Annotated in this window: 22 protein-coding genes and 1 pseudogene; 12 read left to right on the top strand and 11 right to left on the bottom strand. The window is 65.2% G+C overall.

All coding sequences use genetic code 11. The features are described from left to right. Positions 1 to 83 precede the first annotated feature (83 nt). Positions 84 to 491, bottom strand: a complete 408-nt coding sequence (locus CXQ92_RS00910; RefSeq protein WP_104164454.1) for an SRPBCC family protein — start codon at positions 489 to 491, stop codon at positions 84 to 86. A 56-nt stretch (positions 492 to 547) separates the two neighbouring features. Between CXQ92_RS00910 and CXQ92_RS00905 the strand changes: the two genes are divergently transcribed. Then, positions 548 to 1,072 carry a hypothetical protein gene (locus CXQ92_RS00905; RefSeq protein ID WP_146067338.1) on the top strand — a complete coding sequence of 175 codons (525 nt, stop codon included), beginning with the start codon at positions 548 to 550 and terminating at the stop codon, positions 1,070 to 1,072. Between the two features lie 464 nt (positions 1,073 to 1,536). Further along, the gene (locus CXQ92_RS00900) at positions 1,537 to 2,964 is read left to right on the top strand and encodes an aspartate aminotransferase family protein (protein ID WP_104164449.1); all 1,428 of its coding nucleotides are present in this window, start codon (positions 1,537 to 1,539) and stop codon (positions 2,962 to 2,964) included. 107 nt (positions 2,965 to 3,071) lie between these two features. Here the strand turns inward: CXQ92_RS00900 and CXQ92_RS00895 are convergent, their stop codons facing one another. The 3 genes from CXQ92_RS00895 to CXQ92_RS00885 all read right to left on the bottom strand — a co-directional run bounded on the left by CXQ92_RS00895 (position 3,072) and on the right by CXQ92_RS00885 (position 5,330). Next, complete coding sequence (locus CXQ92_RS00895) at positions 3,072 to 3,812, bottom strand: SDR family NAD(P)-dependent oxidoreductase (protein ID WP_181033509.1); 741 nt, start codon at positions 3,810 to 3,812, stop codon at positions 3,072 to 3,074. A gap of 183 nt (positions 3,813 to 3,995) precedes the next feature. Then, complete coding sequence (locus tag CXQ92_RS00890) at positions 3,996 to 4,580, bottom strand: cupin domain-containing protein (protein WP_181033508.1); 585 nt, start codon at positions 4,578 to 4,580, stop codon at positions 3,996 to 3,998. Between the two features lie 279 nt (positions 4,581 to 4,859). Next, on the bottom strand, positions 4,860 to 5,330 hold the full coding sequence (locus CXQ92_RS00885; protein ID WP_146067337.1) for a hypothetical protein: 471 nt from the start codon (positions 5,328 to 5,330) through the stop codon (positions 4,860 to 4,862). A 222-nt stretch (positions 5,331 to 5,552) separates the two neighbouring features. Here CXQ92_RS00885 and CXQ92_RS00880 point away from each other — a divergent pair, with 222 nt between their 5' ends. Beyond that, positions 5,553 to 6,047: a GNAT family N-acetyltransferase gene (locus CXQ92_RS00880; RefSeq protein ID WP_104164441.1), complete on the top strand. Its 495-nt coding sequence runs from the start codon at positions 5,553 to 5,555 to the stop codon at positions 6,045 to 6,047. A 57-nt stretch (positions 6,048 to 6,104) separates the two neighbouring features. Here the strand turns inward: CXQ92_RS00880 and CXQ92_RS00875 are convergent, their stop codons facing one another. Beyond that, the gene (locus tag CXQ92_RS00875; RefSeq protein ID WP_104164439.1) at positions 6,105 to 7,181 is read right to left on the bottom strand and encodes a response regulator transcription factor; all 1,077 of its coding nucleotides are present in this window, start codon (positions 7,179 to 7,181) and stop codon (positions 6,105 to 6,107) included. 88 nt (positions 7,182 to 7,269) lie between these two features. On the opposite strand from CXQ92_RS00875, the gene CXQ92_RS00870 reads away from it, so the two are divergent. The 3 genes from CXQ92_RS00870 to CXQ92_RS00860 all read left to right on the top strand — a co-directional run bounded on the left by CXQ92_RS00870 (position 7,270) and on the right by CXQ92_RS00860 (position 8,712). After that, complete coding sequence (locus CXQ92_RS00870; RefSeq protein WP_104164437.1) at positions 7,270 to 7,725, top strand: cupin domain-containing protein; 456 nt, start codon at positions 7,270 to 7,272, stop codon at positions 7,723 to 7,725. Next, positions 7,722 to 8,123, top strand: a complete 402-nt coding sequence (locus tag CXQ92_RS00865) for a DUF1304 domain-containing protein (protein ID WP_104164435.1) — start codon at positions 7,722 to 7,724, stop codon at positions 8,121 to 8,123. The genes CXQ92_RS00870 and CXQ92_RS00865 overlap by 4 nt, the downstream gene beginning before the upstream one ends. Positions 8,124 to 8,187: 64 nt before the next feature. Further along, positions 8,188 to 8,712 (top strand): GNAT family N-acetyltransferase, encoded by a 525-nt coding sequence (locus CXQ92_RS00860; protein WP_219815664.1) that lies wholly within the window; start codon positions 8,188 to 8,190, stop codon positions 8,710 to 8,712. On the opposite strand, the gene CXQ92_RS00855 is transcribed toward CXQ92_RS00860, so the two are convergent. Continuing rightward, positions 8,686 to 9,801, bottom strand: a complete 1,116-nt coding sequence (locus CXQ92_RS00855) for a phosphotransferase (protein ID WP_181033507.1) — start codon at positions 9,799 to 9,801, stop codon at positions 8,686 to 8,688. The two genes, CXQ92_RS00860 and CXQ92_RS00855, sit on opposite strands and share 27 nt — an antisense overlap. A 556-nt stretch (positions 9,802 to 10,357) precedes the next feature. Here CXQ92_RS00855 and CXQ92_RS00850 point away from each other — a divergent pair. Next, the gene (locus tag CXQ92_RS00850; RefSeq protein WP_258069628.1) at positions 10,358 to 11,425 is read left to right on the top strand and encodes an acyl-CoA desaturase; all 1,068 of its coding nucleotides are present in this window, start codon (positions 10,358 to 10,360) and stop codon (positions 11,423 to 11,425) included. Positions 11,426 to 11,511: 86 nt separating this feature from the next. On the opposite strand, the gene CXQ92_RS17730 is transcribed toward CXQ92_RS00850, so the two are convergent. Beyond that, positions 11,512 to 12,192, bottom strand: a complete 681-nt coding sequence (locus CXQ92_RS17730; protein ID WP_146067336.1) for a hypothetical protein — start codon at positions 12,190 to 12,192, stop codon at positions 11,512 to 11,514. Positions 12,193 to 12,366: 174 nt separating this feature from the next. Here CXQ92_RS17730 and CXQ92_RS00840 point away from each other — a divergent pair, with 174 nt between their 5' ends. Then, positions 12,367 to 12,702 (top strand): hypothetical protein, encoded by a 336-nt coding sequence (locus CXQ92_RS00840; RefSeq protein ID WP_146067335.1) that lies wholly within the window; start codon positions 12,367 to 12,369, stop codon positions 12,700 to 12,702. A gap of 312 nt (positions 12,703 to 13,014) precedes the next feature. Then, on the top strand, positions 13,015 to 13,263 hold the full coding sequence (locus tag CXQ92_RS18840; RefSeq protein ID WP_104164425.1) for a cupin domain-containing protein: 249 nt from the start codon (positions 13,015 to 13,017) through the stop codon (positions 13,261 to 13,263). Positions 13,264 to 13,308: 45 nt separating this feature from the next. Here CXQ92_RS18840 and CXQ92_RS00830 read toward each other — a convergent pair whose 3' ends face one another. The 3 genes and pseudogenes from CXQ92_RS00830 to CXQ92_RS00820 form a co-directional block, all read right to left on the bottom strand. Further along, positions 13,309 to 14,283, bottom strand: a complete 975-nt coding sequence (locus CXQ92_RS00830; RefSeq protein ID WP_219815663.1) for an HNH endonuclease family protein — start codon at positions 14,281 to 14,283, stop codon at positions 13,309 to 13,311. 150 nt (positions 14,284 to 14,433) lie between these two features. Beyond that, positions 14,434 to 15,446, bottom strand: a pseudogene (locus CXQ92_RS00825) (IS481 family transposase). Then, on the bottom strand, positions 15,443 to 15,940 hold the full coding sequence (locus CXQ92_RS00820) for a DUF6194 family protein (RefSeq protein WP_181033573.1): 498 nt from the start codon (positions 15,938 to 15,940) through the stop codon (positions 15,443 to 15,445). Before CXQ92_RS00820 ends, CXQ92_RS00825 begins: the two are co-directional and overlap by 4 nt. A 71-nt stretch (positions 15,941 to 16,011) precedes the next feature. Between CXQ92_RS00820 and CXQ92_RS00815 the strand changes: the two genes are divergently transcribed. From CXQ92_RS00815 to CXQ92_RS00805, 3 genes are all read left to right on the top strand, one after another. Further along, positions 16,012 to 16,722, top strand: coding sequence for a MerR family transcriptional regulator (locus CXQ92_RS00815; protein WP_219815662.1), 711 nt, complete (start codon positions 16,012 to 16,014; stop codon positions 16,720 to 16,722). Between the two features lie 118 nt (positions 16,723 to 16,840). Next, the gene (locus tag CXQ92_RS00810) at positions 16,841 to 17,272 is read left to right on the top strand and encodes a hypothetical protein (RefSeq protein ID WP_104164417.1); all 432 of its coding nucleotides are present in this window, start codon (positions 16,841 to 16,843) and stop codon (positions 17,270 to 17,272) included. A 32-nt stretch (positions 17,273 to 17,304) separates the two neighbouring features. Then, on the top strand, positions 17,305 to 18,081 hold the full coding sequence (locus CXQ92_RS00805) for a TetR/AcrR family transcriptional regulator (RefSeq protein ID WP_104164415.1): 777 nt from the start codon (positions 17,305 to 17,307) through the stop codon (positions 18,079 to 18,081). Positions 18,082 to 18,280: 199 nt separating this feature from the next. On the opposite strand, the gene CXQ92_RS18560 is transcribed toward CXQ92_RS00805, so the two are convergent. Further along, entirely contained in the window at positions 18,281 to 18,547 is a 267-nt protein-coding gene (locus tag CXQ92_RS18560; protein ID WP_258069626.1) for a dihydrofolate reductase family protein, read from the bottom strand. Between the last annotated feature and the right edge of the window lie 8 nt (positions 18,548 to 18,555).

The following is an 18,555-nucleotide window of genomic DNA, read 5'->3' as shown; positions in this document are numbered from 1 at the left end:
GCTACGGCCCGGAGGCCGATCCTTTTCCGCACCCGGGCAACCGGGCCAGACGCTGGATGCCCGGCGCCCTGGCCGCACGTAGGTTACTCCCCCTTGCCGCCCGGAACTGCGGGTGCCCCGTTGCTCACCAGCGCTGCGAGACGATCGAGATCGGCCTCGACCATCCGGACGTCCCGCGCGAACTCCGTATCGCTGAGTTCGATCTGGCGAACGGTGAAGATCACTTCGGCACCGTCCGGGTGGGAGACCACCCGCATCGGATTCGTGACGACAGTCCCGGACGGCAGAACGACGTCGTGATCAAGCACCCCGAACCGGTTCCGTTCCACGAACTGGATACGGACCCCCCCCATCGGGGACTCGACGAACAGATCCCGCCCGTCCTGCACCACCTCCGACTGCGCGAAGCCGGCGGCCCACTTCGGCAGGTTGCCGATGTCCGACGCGACGTCGTAGACAGCCTCCGGAGATGCCGTGATGATCCGGCTCACGTGATGACTCCTCATGGGTCAAGCCATACACCGCGCCTCGGCATCGTGTAAATATCGTGGCGGAGCAGAAACCACCGGTCGCCGTGTGGTTCCCGGGCAGGCTCGAACTGCCTGGGCATCGGGAGATCGTCGGAGCTGGGACGGATAGGCTTTCGGAAGCCGACGGAAGGGGCAGCATGCCGCACGCACGCACTGACGAGGACCGGGCCATAGTCATGGAGGCTGCCCGCAGCATCATGGTCCACACTGCCCGCCGGCAGGAGTTGATCACCTATGAGGACCTCAATCGACAGATCAGTGAGGACACCGATACGGAACCGTTCGATTTCTCCCAGGCTGCTGACCGCGATGCGCTCGGCGCGCTCCTCGCCGACGTCGTGAGGGAGGACCTCCTGCACAGTCGGTTCATGCTCTCGTCGGTCGCGACGCTCTCGGAGGTGGAACGGGAGCCCGGAAGCGAGTTCTACACCCTTGCGGAGAACCTCGGCCATCTGGAGCCGGGCGCATCCGATGAGCGGAAGTACGCGTTCTGGGCAGAGCAGCTGAAGCTGACCCACGACCACTACAAGCGCCGGATTTAGGCGCCAGCAGGCATCGGTTGAGTCACCACCGGGCGCTTGTGGCCCGGTTCCCGGGCCCGGCGTCGTCGTCGACCTGAGAGCCGCGGAGGCAGCACTGCTGAGGTTCTTCCACCACAGGGGCCCGGATCCCGGGCTTACCGGGACCTCGGGTGACGAGGCGCTCGATCTCAGGTTCAGCTAGGCGTATGCCGCGGCGGGCTGACGCACAGGGTCGGTGCCGGCCGGAGGGCCCGTCCCTGTGGAACGGCTCGATGGGGTGCCGCGCCTATCCGTCATCTACTCGCCGCGGAAGATCAGTCGCCCAGCGCCCACCCGGCATGAAGCATGGACTGCGGTCGTACTACACCGACTCCCGGGCGGTTCCCTTCCGCCGAGTAGCGGAAGATTCCGCCACAACGCGGCCCCCGCTGGATGACAGTCCGAAGGCACTGCCCGTCCCGAAGTCACGGGGGTAGCATGCGGCCATGTCAGCACCTGAGAAACACTACGAAGACGCCCTGGCTGCTGCCTTCGGGCATACGCGCCAGTGGCTGGAAAGCCAGGATCGGCGGCGCGTCGGCCCGAGCAGGACCGCGGCCGATCTCGCGGCGGACTTCGGCGGTCCCCTCCCCCAGGCCGGAACCCCGGCGGCCGACGTGGTGGACGATCTGGCGGCCAAGGCTGAACCCGGACTGATGGCCATGCCCTCCGGACGGTTCTTCGGCTGGGTCATCGGGGGCACGGTGCCCGCTGCGCTGGCTGCGGACTGGCTCGTCAGCGCCTGGGACCAGAACACCGGGCTCCGGTTCGCGACCCCGGCTACGGCGGCCATCGAGGAGGCCGCCGGTAGATGGCTGCTCGATCTGCTGAACCTCCCGCGGGACGCAGATGTGGGCTTCACGACGGGTGCCACGATGGCCAACTTCACCGGACTGGCCGCTGCTCGGTGGCGGTTGATGACCGACGCCGGATGGGACCTGGACACGTACGGGCTGGCCGGCGGACCGCGGATCCACTGTTTCGTGGGCGAGGAGCGGCACGACACCATCGATCTGGACCTCCGCTACCTGGGGCTCGGCCGGCCCACGGTGGTACCTGTCGACGGGCAGGGCCGCATGAATCCTGCAGAACTGGACTGCGCTCTGGATCGCGCCCTGACCGACGCCGGGCGCGAAGAAGCCGGCGGATCGGGACGCCCCCCGCTGCTGGTGTGCCTGCAGGCCGGGAACCTGCACTCCGGTGCTTTTGATCCTTTCAGGGAAGCGATCACCGTGGCCAAGGCTCATGGTGCCTGGGTCCATGTGGACGGCGCCTTCGGGCTGTGGGCGGCCGCCGTGCCGGAGCTCGCCGCTCTGACCGCTGGGATGGAGGAAGCGGACTCGTGGGGTACCGATGCGCACAAGACGCTGAACGTTCCCTACGACTGCGGCGTCGTGGTGGTCCGGGACGCCACAGCGCTGCGTGCCGCGATGGGCGTGCATACCAGTTACCTCATCCGGGACGGGGACGGTCCGGCAGACCCCCTCGAAACGGTTCCCGAACTGTCCCGGCGGGCCAGGGGCGTTCCGGTGTGGGCGGCCCTCAAGTCGCTGGGCCGGGACGGCGTTGCGCGTCAGGTCCGGGGACTGGTGCTACACGCGCAACAGCTAGCGGACCGGCTGGCCCTACTGGACGGGGTCGAGGTGCTCAACGACGTCTCCTACACCCAGGTCTGCCTGGCCTTCGGCGACGACGCCACGACGCGCGCGGTGACTGCCCGGATCATCGCCGACGGCCGGGTGTGGATGTCCGGTTCGCGTTGGCAGGACCGGGACATCCTGCGGATCTCGGTGAGCAACTGGAGCACGGACGACGCCGACACGGCCGTCGCCGTCGCCGCGGTGCGGGACGCCCTGGCAGCTGTCCGCGGCTGATCAGCCGGACCGAGGTGCCGGGCAGGCCCTCTTCCCGAACGCCTCGACGTGGATTTCGACCAGAGGGCTGGTCGAGTCCAATACTTCGAGCCGGAACGTGAGGGTGCCTACCCGAGGGAGTCATTTTCCTTCTTCATGAAGTAGTCCACCCCGGTGTAGCCTCCGTCAGCGACAATTGTTGCTCCCGTGATGAAGGAAGCGGAGGCGCTGAGGAGGAAGGCAACGATGCCGGCTATGTCGTCAGGTCGTCCGTTTCGTCCTAGAGGTGTGAGGCCGGCTGCTTCATAAGGTTCGTTCAAGATGCCGGAGTCGACCCAGCCGGGACTCACAGCATTGACGCGAACGCCGCGGGGGCCGAGCACGTTGGCCAGACTTCGGGTGACTGAAAGTAGGGCTGCCTTGCTGGCTGAGTACGCGATGCCGCGGAACGATCCGACGGCGGCGTCCGTGCTGGCGATGTTGACGATGCTCCCACCTGATGACATGCGGAGGCCGATCTCCCGGGCAAGGATGAGAGGGGCCGTGACATTGACCTCGAACGATCTGTCCCAGACGTCAAGACTCAGCGCCTCGAACGGTTCCTTCTCCAGGACCCCGGCATTGTTGACGAGGGCATCGAAGTAGAATTCGTCACCGATCCGACGAGCGAAATCCTGTACTGCGGCGCGGTTCAGGAGGTCGAGGCGGCGTATCTCTACCTCATGCGTGCGCCGCAGAACATTCGCTTCCTCAAGGCTCGTATTGTAGGTCGCAACCACCCTCCAGTCCTGCTCCGCGAGGTACTCGGCGATGGCTCGACCGATCCCTCGTGCGGCGCCCGTAACGAGGACGGTGCGTTGGCTTGGCATCGTATTGCCTCCACCGAGATCCCGGAGCATGAAATTGCGTGATGGGCAGCGGAATTAGCGGCTGTCGAGCGCACGATCATATCCACGGCCAGAGCCCCCGGGTAAGGGCCGCTGTTCCTGAGCTCGGACTACCTTGCACGTCAAGGCCCCGCCCGGGGTGCGCTCCGACCGGGGCCTGTTCCGTCAGTGCTGGTGCCAGTAGCGCTCTTCGAGCTGGCGGTCGATGCCCTTGCGTCGGGCCCGGCGCGCCAGCAGGTGGAACACCGGCATCATCGCCCGGTCGCGGCCCACGAGGTGGATGTCGGAGTCCACGATGATCAGCGCCCCGTGCGAGATATTCTTCGGGCGCCCATCGGCGTGGGTCATTCCGTCGGAGGACATGTTCTGCAGCACCGCGAGCCATTTCTCGAACGACGGGTAGGCGGGCCGGACCTCGACGACGAACTGCACCCGGCGATCGCTGGTGTTCTGCCACTGGTGGACCGCCCTCAACGGCACAGTGGCGTTCTCCCCCGGCTGCAGTTGGCGGTCTGCACCGCTGATCTCGATGTCGAGGGATCCCTCCAGCACGTAGAAGGTCTCTTCATAGCGCGTGTGGAAGTGCGGGAACACGCCGGCGCCAGCGGAGGAATCGCTGTAGAGCAGGCTGTACTCCCCGCCGGTCTCCTCACCGGTGCGGATCCAGGCGATCTCATTGTCCTGCACGGTGTCGCGGTAAACCGGTCGGTCCGCGCGCATCTGGATGACTTGGTCCGTGGTCCACATCATGGTCCCTCCGTTGCGGCGATCGACGCAGTGGTCGGAGTGGTGCCGCGAAGTGCGGTGTTCATCAGGATCTCCTGACTCGAGCTCTGATTCCCTTGTCACGCACGGGTGACTGTCATGGTGTCCGGCCGCCATGGCGGCGGGGCGACTGGCCTCGACGAGGCTCGCGATGAGGCAATCAGTTTCCCGCCGGCTGTGGTCGCCGTCAAGATTGAAGCGGTGCCCAGCAACCCCTGCTCCGGGCGGACAGTAAGGAAATACACCTGCCGATCGTCGGCACGATCATGCGACCAGATCGGTGAAGAACTGCGCTTTGGCGGCTTCAACGTCGCCACCCCGTCGTTTGAGCAGGTTGTAGTAGCGTCGTGCTGTTTCATCGGTGCGCATTCGTTCCCAGGACCGAACGAACCGCCGATCGTGTTCCGAATCGACGACCGTCACGGCGATCCCGACCGGTGGCGTGGAATCTCGTTCGAACACGGCGAACGATGGTGTCCAGATCTCTTGTCGCGCCCGATCGAAGATGAGCGTCAGCCTGGACGTTGCAATCGCGAACTCACCGGGCATCACCCGCAGGTGCAAGTCGATGTCCCCTTTGGTGAGCAGACCCTCGAGGCTGCTCCCGCCGGTAAGGCTCAGCTGTCCGGGCACGCCTCCGCCGTTCAGACCCAACCGGTGTTCGGTGAGAACGGCGAGTGCCCGGGCAACCGTCTCAGCGGTGGTGAGCTGCCAGTCGTGCGTCGGCATAGCCATCAGTGTTCCTTCCCCGTGCGACCTCGAGCCATCATTATGGCCGCCACCGATGCCATTGTCGGACCCGGGGATGTCCGCAAGCGAGGCGTGCGGGAAGGGGTCGGCCAAGCACCGATAGAGCGAAGCCATCCGCTCGCGGACGTTGCCGAACGTCCCGGTGTGAGACAGATGCTTACGGGCAATGCCGACACCGGGGTGAGCTCCTCTGGCTAATGTTGATCCATGCGAATCGTCCCGTTTGCTGCCGAACACCGCGAACCGCTCCTGGCACTGTCGGTCCGCGCGTGGGAACCCGTCTTTTCTCGACTGGAGTCGGCCGTCTCCGCATTCGTCTACGAGTCGTTCTATCCCGAGGGTTGGCGCAGGCGCCAGTACGACGATTTGGCTGCCACCCTCGACGGTGAACCGGAGAACATAGATGTCGCGCTGATCAACGACTCACCCGTCGGGTGGGTCTGCACACGACTCCACCCGGAGGACAGCATGGGTGAGATCTACGTCCTCACTGTCGACCCACCGCACCAGGGGAAAGGACTTGGTCGCGCGCTCATCCAGCATTCGATCGAACGCGTGCGATCAAGGGGAATGCGCATGGTGATGGTGGAGACCGGCGATGATCCGGGACACGCGCCGGCCCGTCGGCTCTACGAGGCATCCGGATTCGAGCGGTGGCCTGTTGCCCGCTACTTCAAGGAAATATCCCGCGACGCGCAGTAGGCCCATCCGACCGGCGCCCGGTTGTTCAACGACCCGCGAACGAGTGCGGAGCAACAGTCAGAGCCGAGCGAACTGCGGGCCGGTGGTGGCGTATCCGTCCGCATTGTCGGGGCGCAAGCGGGCGACAAGCTCGCCACGGCTACGGACGCCGACCTTCGCGAAGACCGACTTGAGATGATCCTGCACCGTGTGGACTGATATGAACAGGTGACCGGCGATCTCAGCTGTGGAGTGTCCACCGATCACCTCACGGCAGATCTCCCGTTCCCGGGCGCTCAGGTCGTAGGCCAGCAGCAGCAGCCCGACCAGTTGGTCGCCTGTGACCGGCTCGATGGCCACCGCCACCTGATCCTCCTCCCCGCCGATCAGGGTGCTGGCCTGGAGGACCGCCCACCGCCCATCGGCGTCGCGCAGCCGTGCCTTGAAGTATCCCGCCGCCGCTGCATGCGAGCCTGACGCCATGACCTGCATCATCACCCGGAATCGCCCGGGAGCAATTGCGTCGAGCCGCTCCTGCCACTCCCGGGCGTCAGGCGTCACCCCTACGAGCTGACCATCCGCGGCGATGATCACCAGGGCCGGCCGACCCGGCCCCGTACCGCCCTGCGCCTCCGACCGCACTGCGAGTCGGGTGGCCGATCCGATGGCCGGCGCAATTGCCGCCAGGAACTCCACTTCCCGCGCCGTGAACTCCACTCCTGACCGGACCAGGCCCGCCGCACCCCAACATACGCCGTCGGCTCTGAACATGACTCGGAGCTCCTCGTCCATCCCGAGTGGCCGCCAAATGCTGTGGAGCCTGGTGCTGCGCCTCCGATCGTCGGCGGACAGGTCAGAAAGTCTGGCGAGGGTGGCGCCCTGACGTGCGAGGGCGGCGAAGGTATACGGTTCATCCAATGAGTACTCGGCTTCGGCCAGTCGAGACTCATATTCGGTCGGTATCCGGTTCTGACCGCTGACCATAGAGCTGATGACCTGGGTCTCCGGGTCGATGCTGGCCCAGCAGGTCAGATCGGTGCTGACGGTCCGGCCCACCAACTCGATCGCCGCGGCGTGGAGTTCGCTGACACTGAGTCCGGCGGCAGCGAGTTGGGTGATTTCCCGGCGGAGGCGGGAAGCGCGTTCGTCCCACACACCAGAAGTATGGCACCGCAGCACCCTCCTCACATCCCCACAATTCTGGGATCGACCGCTGCACGACGCCGCGCCTACCGTGGGCCGCATGGAAACCACGGTCCAATACACGCCAGCCGGCGACGGCGTGGAACTCGCTTCCCCGGACGCGGTGCTCACGGTCAAGGTCGGCGCCGAGAGCACGGCCGATCAGTACGAGCTGTTCGAGGTGATGGCGCCCCGCGGTCCCGCGACTCCGCTGCACCGCACCGGCTGGGACAAGACCTACTATGTGCTGCACGGCAGGATGATCGTCCAGGTGGGGGACGAGGGCTACGACCTGGGTCCAGGATGTTCCCTTGCCATCCCTGCCAACGCCCTCCACACCTTCACTGTGCTCACCCCGTCCACCACATTCCTCGTCATGAGCCTGACAGGAGCGATGGGCCGGTTCCATGCCGACCTCGATGCCGCCGTCCCCCGTGGCCGATCCATCCAGGACGCCGCCACTGAGCTTCAGGCAGTCCTGGCCCGGCATCCGGTGACACTGGAGGGCGTGCCATGACGACCGTTGTCTGGACTTTCGCCCTGATCGCGGCGCTGATCCACGTCGCCGTGTTCGTCTGCGAGGCCTTGTTGTTCGAGCGGGAAGGGGTGCACTATCGGGTCTTCCTCACGGACACCGCCGATGTTCCGGCCGTCCGATTGTGGGCCTTCGGTGTCGGCTTCTATAACCTGTTCCTCGCCGCCGGCATCATCGTGGGTGTCGCCCTGTGGGCCATGGGCGATGAAGCCGTCGGCCGCGCCCTGGTGATCTATATCTGCTGGTTCATGATGCTCTCCGGCATTGTGCTGTTCATTGCCGACCGGATGGCGATGGGCAGACCGAAGGGGAAGGGGATCGGCGGTGCGCTCGGTCAGGGTGTACCTCCGCTGATCACCCTGATTGCCGCGGCACTGTAGCGAGGACGCACGTCTGGCCCGCGGCGGGCCGGGCAGCGGAGGGAACGGCCCCTATACTCACGAAATGTCTCAGACCATCAGGGTTCGCCCTGCGCAGCTGACCGATGTCCCTGCAATGGCGCACGTCAACGTGCAGGCGTGGAACGAGACCTATCGCGGCCTGATCTCTGATCACATCCTCGACGATCCGGGCTTCACCTCCGCACGGGAGCGGCAATGGAACACGGTGCTGACGGATCCACGATTCATCACTCACCGAGTAGCTGTCGCGGAGGACAACGGAATCATCGTCGGGATCGCCATGTCAGGGCCGGGTGCTCAGGCGTCCGATCCACTTCACCTCTACGTCCTCTACGTGTTGAAGCAGTGGCATGGGTCCGGGGCCGGGACGAACCTGCTCGAAGCGGTGCTCGCCCCATGGGAAGCAGCGACCTTATGGGTAGCCCGTCCGAATCCTCGAGCACAGGCGTTCTACCGCAAACACGGATTTCGGCCGGACGGGATCGAGAAGATTGAAGACGACCTACCAGTGGTTCACATGATCCGCTCCGACGTCGCCGACTCACGGGCCGCGGGTGGAGTCGAGTAGATCGAGGACGAAGGAGGCCGCTCGCGCACGCTCCCGCACGACGTCTGCCGACCCTGGTGCGGGCAAGCCGAAGAGTACCTCGAGCGGCACCGCGGACAAGCCGTAGAACAGCACCATCAGGAGCGCGTGGGTGCGTCTGAGGGCGTCGAGGGAGACGGTGCATCCTTCGTCGATCAGCCCCCGATGGTAGGCCGGCAGGCACACGCCTTCGAGGTCGGGGAGCTCGGACGCAGGACGCTCCCCGGTCTGAATCTCCCCGACCATGAGTTGGGTGAGGTCGAAGGACAGCGGCGCCTCGCACCAGAATCCGAAGTCGATCAGGACCAGCGTCTCCTGGTTCCCGCTCGTCGCGAGCAGATTGCGGGGACAGGCGTCGCCATGCGCGCTGCCCAGCGGAGCTCCGTCGAGCTCCTCCAGAAAGCGCGGCAGCGCTTCAGCTGCATCCAGTATGCGATGCCTCAGGTCAGGATCGAACGCCCCCGCCACCAGCGGATGAACCCAGAGTTCCTCGCTGCGGAGCACCGGCAGCACCTGATGTTCGAGCCGACCACGATCGTAGCCACGGACCACGTCGGTGCTACCGAGAGTGCGGAGCGGTCGAACGGTCGGGCTCGCGGCCAATCTGCCGAGCAGGTAGGCGGCGCGCGCGAAGGTATCGATTCCCCATCGACTCGAGTCGTGGTCGATGAACTGGAGCCACAGACCGGCCGAGAGCTCGTCGATGTCGACAACGGAGTACGCACGGGGCATCGAGAAACCGTCGGGGAGACGATCCCGGAGATCGGACCTGTAGACAGCAGGCTCGTTGCGCCACGGAAGGCTCGCCGCCGCTATGTCACGGAACGCCTCGGGAACCTGCTCGAACTGGGGCGAGCGGGTCCAGGACTGCACCACTTTGACGAAGAAGGAGTACGGAGACACACCGCCCGCGTGTCTGGCAGTGCCATGAACCCTGTAGCGCCCTGCCGTGGTGAGCGCGTCGAGGTCGTACTCGGCCACCTCTGCGTGGCAACTCGCCATCTCGACGCCACGGACGCCGAGATCGTCCTCGATGATCGACGTGAGAGCGTCGTCGCTGACATCCGCCAACCCCAGAATCGCCCGATCGAACGCCGCAACTTGCCCCGGCTCCCCATCCATTCGAAGCCCTCCTATGACCACGGACCATCACGGAGACCGACACCAGTGGAAGGGAAAGGACGAGTGGTGTCAAGAGGTCGAGGGCAGTCGACGTGAGACACATTGGTGAGGCACGGGCGCGCGTAGAAATTACCGCGGACGTCGATTTCTGCGGCATCGTGGGGACAGGTTGATAGCCCTCGGAACCAGTATTGGACGGGCGGGCCGGGTGGCCTTGACGCAGACGTCCATGGGTCGTGCGCCGGATGGTAGATCAGGCAACCCGCATTCGCACGCCGAGCATCACGTTGTTCTGGATCGTACCGGTGGTTCTGGGCAGACGTATCCTGATGGTGCTGTCCCGGACCCTGCCAGCGGGCCATCCGCCGTTCCATCGGCGCCACGAGGCTGAGACAAGAGGGGCTGGCAGATGAACCCTGTGGACGATGCAACATCCGGTGTCGCCGACCCTGGCCTATGGGCTTCTCCGAATCAGGGACCGCGAGGCACCGGACGCGCTCCGTCGGTGACGCGCAAGGTGCGGATCGCCACACCGAATGACGCCGTTGCTTCATATGCCACGCTCCTGAAGCAGATCCGGGCCGATGGGCTGCTCGAGAGGCGCCGACCGTTCTACATCAGCGTCTTTCTCCTGCTCATGCTCGCCCTGACCGCGACGGGCATCGGGTTCGTGCTGGTCGGTGTCCACTGGGCTCAACTGCTCATCGCCGCAACCCTGGCAGTCATCCTCACACAGCTCGCGTTCCTCGGCCACGAAGCTTCCCACCACCAGATCTTCGCCTCCCGTACGGCCAATGAATGGGCAGGCAGGATACTCGCCGCGGGTTTCGTGGGGATCAGCTATGCCTGGTGGATCACCAAACACACACGACACCACAACACTCCGAACACCGTCGGGAAAGACCCCGACATCGCCATGGGCACCCTTTCCTTCCGGGCCGATGACGCTGCCGCGAAGACGGGCTTGAGCGCGTGGTTCACGCGACGGCAGGGTTATCTGTTCTTCCCACTGCTGACTCTTGAAGGCCTCAACCTGCATGTTCAGTCCTTCAGGACCTTGGTCGAGCGGAAACCGGTGTCTGGCCGCTGGGTGGAACTGGCCCTGATCGGCGTGCGCTTCGGCGGCTACCTCGGCGTCCTGTTCTGGTTCCTGCCAGCAGGGATGGCGTGCGCGTTCCTCGGCGTGCAGCTGGCGGTTTTCGGTGTCTACATGGGCGCCGCCTTCGCCCCGAACCACAAAGGAATGCCGATTCTGGCCCACGACACCACCGCGGATTTTCTCGAACGTCAGGTGCGCACGTCGCGCAACGTCACAGGCGGCACGTTCACTGATTCCGTGTTCGGTGGCCTGAACTTCCAGATCGAACACCATCTGTTCCCGAACATGCCCCGGCCGAACCTGCGCCGAGCAAGCCTCATCGTCAGGAAACACTGCAAGAGAATGGGCATTCCCTACACACAAGTCTGCGTGCTGGCGTCCTACAGGGCAGTGATCACCCACCTCAACCACGTTGGCCTGTCTGCCCGGGACCCTTTCGACTGTCCCATGATCAGCCGGTACCGCCGCCCCTAGGCACGCCCGGTGTCTCCGTTCCGCATCCGGCTCGCGCGACCGGAGCCGGCGCCGGGCTGCCGACGAGGCCGGGTGCGACCCTTCGGCTACGGTGCGACGACCTCGATGGCGGCGAAGCGCTTCGAGGCTTCGAGGGCCGGGCCGTTCCCCAGAGCATCCGCGGGATAGGTCAGGACGCCATAGGTCCGCGGCACGAGATCCCGCCCGATCGTGATCGTGAAGCTGTAGGCCCCTCCGGCGTCGGTGATCGCTGACTGCTCGTCCATCACCATGCCGTCGGACTGGGCGATGCCCATGTTGATGATGATCTGCTGCCCGGGCTGGTATCCGCTGCCGTTGATCGTGAACGAGGACCCCTGGGTGACGGTGGTGCTCACCACGCCCCACTCGGGGTGCGGCGTGACGACGACGCCTGCGGGTACCACGGCTTCCGGATCGGCCGTGATGGTGGGAGCCGCCGCCGGCGCCTCGGTCACTGCAGGGGCCGCGGGAGCTTCAATTGGAGGGGCAACAGGCGGGGTGATCGCGGGGGCGGGCACCGTCGCGGGAGCCTCCGGTGCGACCGACTCCGCTGCAGGGGCGGCTGGCGGGGTAGCAGAGGGGGTCGCTACGGGGGTGGCGGACGGCTTCGGAGCGCTGGGAGATGCCGAAGCAGTCTCTGCGGCAGCCGTAGGAGCCGCGGCCCGCTCGTCATCAGGGGCGCTGGCGCAGCCTGCGAGGAGGGCGGTGGTCGCGGCGAGGGCGAGGAGGGACGGCAGTTTGGGCACGGAGATCATCCTGAGAACGAAGTTTTGTGGACAGCGAGGGGCCGCCCGGCAAGAACCCTGCCCTGCTTCATCCCCCGAGGCGGATATTACCTCCGAATGAATCTCTTGGATATAGCGTCAAGGGGCTGGGTGCACCGTGATCCACGGCGCCCAGGCCATTCATCGGATCACATCGTGACCGAACCGGTACGTGTCGACGGCGGCGGTGCCGTGTCCCGGACTCATGCTTGGATCATGGCGCTCATGGGGATCGAAAAGGTACGTCCGACGCAGTGGTTGAGGGACAATCGGGCGGCTCTGCCGTCGTTGCTGGCGCTGCTCGCGGTGGCCGTGTTCTGGTTTGTCGGAGCCATCGGTGGCATCGGCTACCTGGCCGGCGCGAGCTCGCCCATGGCGATGCTGACGGGGCTCTACGTGGGCCTCGCCGCCGTCGCCGTGTCCATCATCATCACAATCCTGGCCTTGACCGATCTGATGCGCCGCTACGCGCGGCCGCACACCCGCCGCTGACGGCCTGGCGGGACTCGACGAAAGCGTTCCCGGGCTTGGTGTCGGCGGGTGCCGGGTAGTAGGTGCTGGACGGCGAGGTCGAACCGCGTGTTCATGGCCGTGAGGATGTATCGGTACACCGCCCGGCGCACCGCGCGGGGTTGAGGCCTGCGACGACGGCGTCTGCGGTGCTCGGGCTCTTGAACAGGTGGTCCTGCAGCAGGCCGAACCGGCCGTCGCTGATCTCCTCAACACCTGCTCAATCAGTCTGTTCCGGTAGTTGACGATGGGAGCTTCAACCCGACGGGCCGCGAACTCGGAGTACCGCTGCATATGCGCAACCGCGCGGATGAATGCACCATCGTCACCGACGGTCGTGTCGGTTTCCTGCTCGACGACGAGGTGTACTACGCCGGACCGGGAGAGCTCGTGGTGAAACCTCGGGACCAGTGGCACACGTTCCGGAACGCCGGTGATGGGCAGGAGCGGACGCTCTCCAGATGGACTTCGAATCCATGCCGCAATCGATCGAGCGCTTCGGCCCGACCCCTCCCCTGGGCATGGGCGCTCCTCCGCCTGTGAAGGGCGAGGTGAGCTGACACACGATGCCACCGTCCGCCCCCACCGTCATGATTCGCACCCTATGCCGTCACCGTTACCGTTGCCGTCGAAGGCGGGGCTGAACCCGGGATCGCCGGCCATGATCGGTACGGTGCCGGTGGCCTTCACCTCGGCGCAGTCGGCGTAGGCGATTTCGCCGGCCGGAGCTGCAGAAGCCTCTGTGCCGGGCTCCTCAGTCGCCGCAGGTGCGGGCGTTTCGTCGACGGCCACCGGCTGTCCCTTGGCGCCGCCTCGGGTCGGCAGTGGCTGGTCGGGGCAGGTGTCGAGGACGCGCACGATGGCGTCGTGTTCGGCGGCGGTCATCCAGAGCTCGTACTTGGCCTTCACGGCGGTCTGGGTGGCGACGTACTCGCAGCGGAACGCCTTGTTCGGCGGCAGCCAGGTGGCGGCGTCCCCGTCGCCCTTGGCGCCGTTCGTGGGGCCGTCGGCAGACCGGAGGTTCAGCGGGTCGTTGGCCAGCTGGAGGCGCTCCTCGGCGGTGAGCTGCTGGGCGCCGGTCTGCCAGGCGTTCGAGAGGGCGATGATGTGGTCGATCTGGACGTCGGAGCTGGTGTCCTGGCCGCGCTGGAACTCGATGCGGGCGCCCGTGTACGGGTCGTCGAGGACCCCAAACTCCACCTTGCAGGGCACGCTGGTGGCGTGCAGGACGTCGGAAAGGTCCCGGTTGAGGACCTGATTACGGGTGTCGCAGCCATCGCGGTCGACATCAGCCCACGCGGACCCGAACTCCTCGCGGCTGTAGCCGGTCTTCGGGGCGCGGCCTTTGAGGGGGATCTGCTCGAGGGCGGCCAGCGCAGTGCCGGCGGATGCCGGAGATTGGCTCGCGGCCGAGTTCGGGCCGGTGGGACCGTCCAGCGCGGCCCTGGCGTCGCAGCCGGAGAGCCCGAGCGCGAGGAGGGCGCCGGCAGCGGCGAGGGTCAGGCGGGAGGATCGGGAGGTCGTCTTGCTCGTCATGTGTGCGGGGCCGGTGGTTCTGCTCATCGCCGTCAAGCCTACCGAGGCAGGCCGGGCGGCCTGTTACCCGGACCCCATCAGCACGTCGAGGTATCCGCTGGTTGCGCCGATTCCATGTCCGGAGGGGCAGGGTGGAGTCCTCGTGGCTGGGTCTTCGAAGTTCCGACGAAGCTGCCTCTAGCTGTATGAGGCCATGACGTTGGTTACGTGTTCCGGAGCGCGTGAAGCAGGAGGCTTGCCTTTGGCAGCGCTGTGGGGTCGATGGTAGTTGTTGTAGTGCACGTTCCACACGGCGATGGCTGCTGAGCGTTCGGCTTCGCTAATCCAAGTGCGCGAGTAGAGGAACTCCTCGGCGATGATCCGGTTGTACCGTTCGACCTTGCCGTTGTGCTTGGGAGTGTAGGGCTTGGTGCGCTTGTGCGCTTGTGCAGCGACCCGAGCAGGGATTTTGTGAACGCATCGGCCCGGTAGCACGCACCGTTGTCGGTGACGATCCTCTCGATGTGGGTGATGCCGTGTACGGCGAACCAGACCCGTGCCCGATGGACGAACGCGATCGCTGTCGCGGCTTTTTCGTCCGGCAGTGGCTCCGTGTAAGCCATACGGGTGTAGCCATCTACTGCTGAGTGCAGGTACACGTATCCGCGTCTTCCTCTGTTGATCTTGGTTCGTGCTGCGGTGCGGGCTTGGTCGGAGTCGCGGCCGTGGGCGCGCCACCCGCCGCCGTCGGGGATGCGACCAACGTTCTTCACATCGACGTGCATCATGTGGCCGGGTCGTTTCGCGAGGATCACTTGGGGTGTGCGATTGGAGTCGCCGTTGGGATCAATGAATCGGCGGCCGTTCAGCCCGAGCTGGGCCAGGAGTCGACTCGCGGTGCGGCGGCTGCTCGTGATCCCAGTGCCGTTGAGCTCGAACGTGATCCGGGATGCTGACCACTTGTACTCGCGCCGCATCTTCTCGATTTGTCGGACGATGTCCTGCTGCGTCGCGGTCGACTGATAACGCGGCGTTGAGGATCGGTCCTCTAACCCAACCTCCCCGAATTTGCGCCACCGGTTCACCCACTTCGATGCGCACGCCCGCGAAATGCCCATTTCCTGGGCGACGTGCGCGATGGGACGTGTCTGACATCGCTCGGCAAGCCGCCGCCTCCCTTCAACGGAGAGCGGCGCGTTCCGGTGAGTCATCGACTATCACCTGCCCCAGGCTCGCCTCCGGCCCGCTCGTGGGGGCGTCGGTGCTCAGCTCGGTGATGGGCGGCCTCGTGCGCCTGACGCAAAAGACGAATAGACACCGTGCTGGTGTTCACGCTGGGGTTGATGATCGACACCCAGCCCTGCTGGCGGTACACAGGGTGCGGAACGATCACGTCGGTTGCCGCATAGTCCCACGATCGTGCTGGGGACCGGGGGGTCTCCCCGGTCAGTTCGACGAACATGGTGGCACCGACGTGAATATTTAGTCGCCAGCGCTCCGGCTCGTCAAGGTTGGACATCGCCTCGTCGGGGTAGTTCTTCGTCAGGATCGTGGCGTAGGGCTGCTGACGTGCCAGTACTTGGCCGTCGGGTGCGTAGTAGAAGAAGTAGTCCCCCCAGGCGATCTCCGGAAATTCACTGCCCTCGCTGGGGGCAAGTTCGAGCACCCCGTCGAATGATCGGATTCTCTTTAACAGTTGGTCCATAGTCATAGTTCAAGCATGTGCTTGAAGTGCTTATGGAGGGTTGTATGCGAACAAGCGAAGCATCGCCATTGATGAACACAGCCGCCATCGCAGCAGCAGCGGGGTACTCCGTCCAGCAAGTGCGCGATCTGGAAGCACTTGGTGTGATCCCACCGGCGGTTAGGGATCGCAGTGGGTATCGACAATTTTCTCCGGATCATCTGCAGGGTCTGCGCGCCTACCGCGACCTCGCCCACGCAGTTGGACCTGTTGAGGCGCGACGCGCCATGAGGCAGATCCGCATCGACCCACTTGACCAAGCTGTAGCGCTGGTGAGCGAATTCCACGCCCGGCTCAACCAGGAGCGTGAGAAGACACTTGCAGCAAGATCCGCACTGGAGTCCATTAGCGCCGAGGCGACCACCGACGACGCTCCCGTGGAGGGCGACTCCATGACCATCACCGAACTGACGCGAGCTCTCGGCGTCAGGGCATCGACGCTCCGCTTCTGGGAGAGCGTTGGCCTGGTCGAGCCGGAGCGAGTTACTACTGCGGCTGGAACCGCACGGCGGTACCCAGTCCGCGCGATCCGGGAAGCGCGTATCACCGCCGCCCTCCGTGCTGGTGGTTACCGAATCCTCGATGTCCAGACGGCGATCACCGCAGTTCGCGAACTCGCCGATGTTGCCAGTTCACTCGCCGCTCTGGACGCCCGGCTCCAGGCCATCGCCCAACGCGCACTCGCTCTGCTCCGCTCCGGAGCCATCCTGGCCGACATCATCGATAGGCAGGCACACAGATAGAAGTGGCCCGCCCACGTGTCAATAACCTCCTGACCCGCAACATCTAGCGCGCGCATTCGCAAAAAAGATTAATCTCAGTACGCCGTACGGTATTAAGGATACGAGATCGGAGACTCGAATGAATGACACGACATCAGCCGCAGCCGGCGCTTCGGCGTCCCCCGCCGCCACCCAGGAGATTCTGGATTGGTTCGCACAGTACGACGCGCTTGTTCAGGTTGGCGATGTGGAAGGCATGGCTGACCTGGCTTCGTTCCCGCTGAACGAGGTGTCTGACGATGCGACGGGTCGTGCTGTGACCCGTTCTTGCGATCGCATGACGTACATCGAGCAGATGCGGCAGGTGCTGGAAGGCTCTGAAGGGGCGGAGATGAAGTCGAATCGGCATCCCACCTTCATCTCGCCCGCGCTGTGCTTCGTCGTCACGGATGCATCGTTCGTCGTCGGAGGCGTTGAGACGCAGATGCGATATGGCGACCTGCTCGTTCGAACACCCGATGGATGGAAGTTCCAGACGATGGTAGCCGGAGGTTGGCACGACCAGATGTGACACGGGGCCGCGGGAAACAGGAGGATGACTACATGAACGACGTCACCAGCTCCGGCAACCCGGCGGCGACGTTGCAACTCCTTTGGCGCGAGCATCTTCCTCCAGACTCGAGTCCCCGCCGCGGTCCCCGACGGGGACTCGAGTTCAACACAATCGTGGAAGCTGCGACGTCCCTCGCCGACGAACACGGCCTCACCGCATTGACGATGCGCCGCCTCGCCGAGCGGCTGAACATTCGGCCGATGAGCCTCTACACCTACATCCCCGGTCGCGCCGAGCTGCTGGATATGATCCTCGACGACGCCTATCTGAAAATGCCCCGCCCGCCATTCGAGACGGCGCCATGGCAGGTCAGGGTGCGCGCCGTGGCCGCGAGCAACTTTGACCTGTACAAGCGGCACTCCTGGGCAGCTCACTTATCCACGCTGCGCCCTCCACTGGGGCCGGGCCAAATGGCCAAGTACGAGTACGAACTTTCCGCCTTTGACGGCTCAGGCCTAGGTGACCTTGCGACGGACGATGCTCTTACGTTCCTGTTGAGTTTCGTGCGCAACGCTGCTCGCGACATCCACAGCGCGCGTGACACATCGCGAGCGGGCGGCACCGACCAGGAATGGTGGGATGAAGCCGGGCCTCTCCTGGCACATAACGTCAACGACAAGTCTTACCCCCTCGCCTCGCGCGTGGGGAGCGCGGCCGGCGCTGCCCACGGCAGCGCGCACGATCCGCACCATGCGTACGCCTTCGGCCTCCAACAGACAATTCGCGCCCTCGAACTGCTGGCCACTGATGGTCCCACCGGCGATTAACCCGCCCATCTCGTAGGCCAAAGCCCTCCCGGAACCAGACTCTTGATACTGACGTGGCGCCGCAGGTCCACTGCGCGCGTCACCACCGTGTCCGTGCCGCAGACTCCGCGCGTGCATCCGCTTGTGGCCGGTCGCACTGCGACCGGGCGCCTCGTTGGAACTCGGTTGCTCAAGGTTGACGAGATGTACTGGGTGGTCGCTAGCTCGTGCGGTGACCTCGTGGGCGATATGTCCGGCCGAAGCTGCGTTCGGCGCCCTCGTACATTCCCGCGAGTTCCCAGTCATACCGGTGTCCGCCAGGTACATCGAAGATACGGGTGCCATCACCGAGGAACACCGGGGCGACGAAGACCTGCAGCTCATCGATGAGGGTGTGCTCCACGGCCTGGCGGGCGATGTCCGCGCTGATGATCTGTATGTCCCGGTCACCGGCGATCTGCTGAGCGCGCTCTATCGCCTCACCCATGTCACAGT

The sequence above is a fragment of the Arthrobacter sp. SX1312 genome (genome assembly GCF_002929295.1).
Classification (GTDB): Bacteria; Actinomycetota; Actinomycetes; order Actinomycetales; family Micrococcaceae; genus Arthrobacter_D.
The sequence above is the reverse complement of the archived record's forward strand: the minus strand, read 5'-3'. Positions and strand labels throughout refer to the sequence as shown.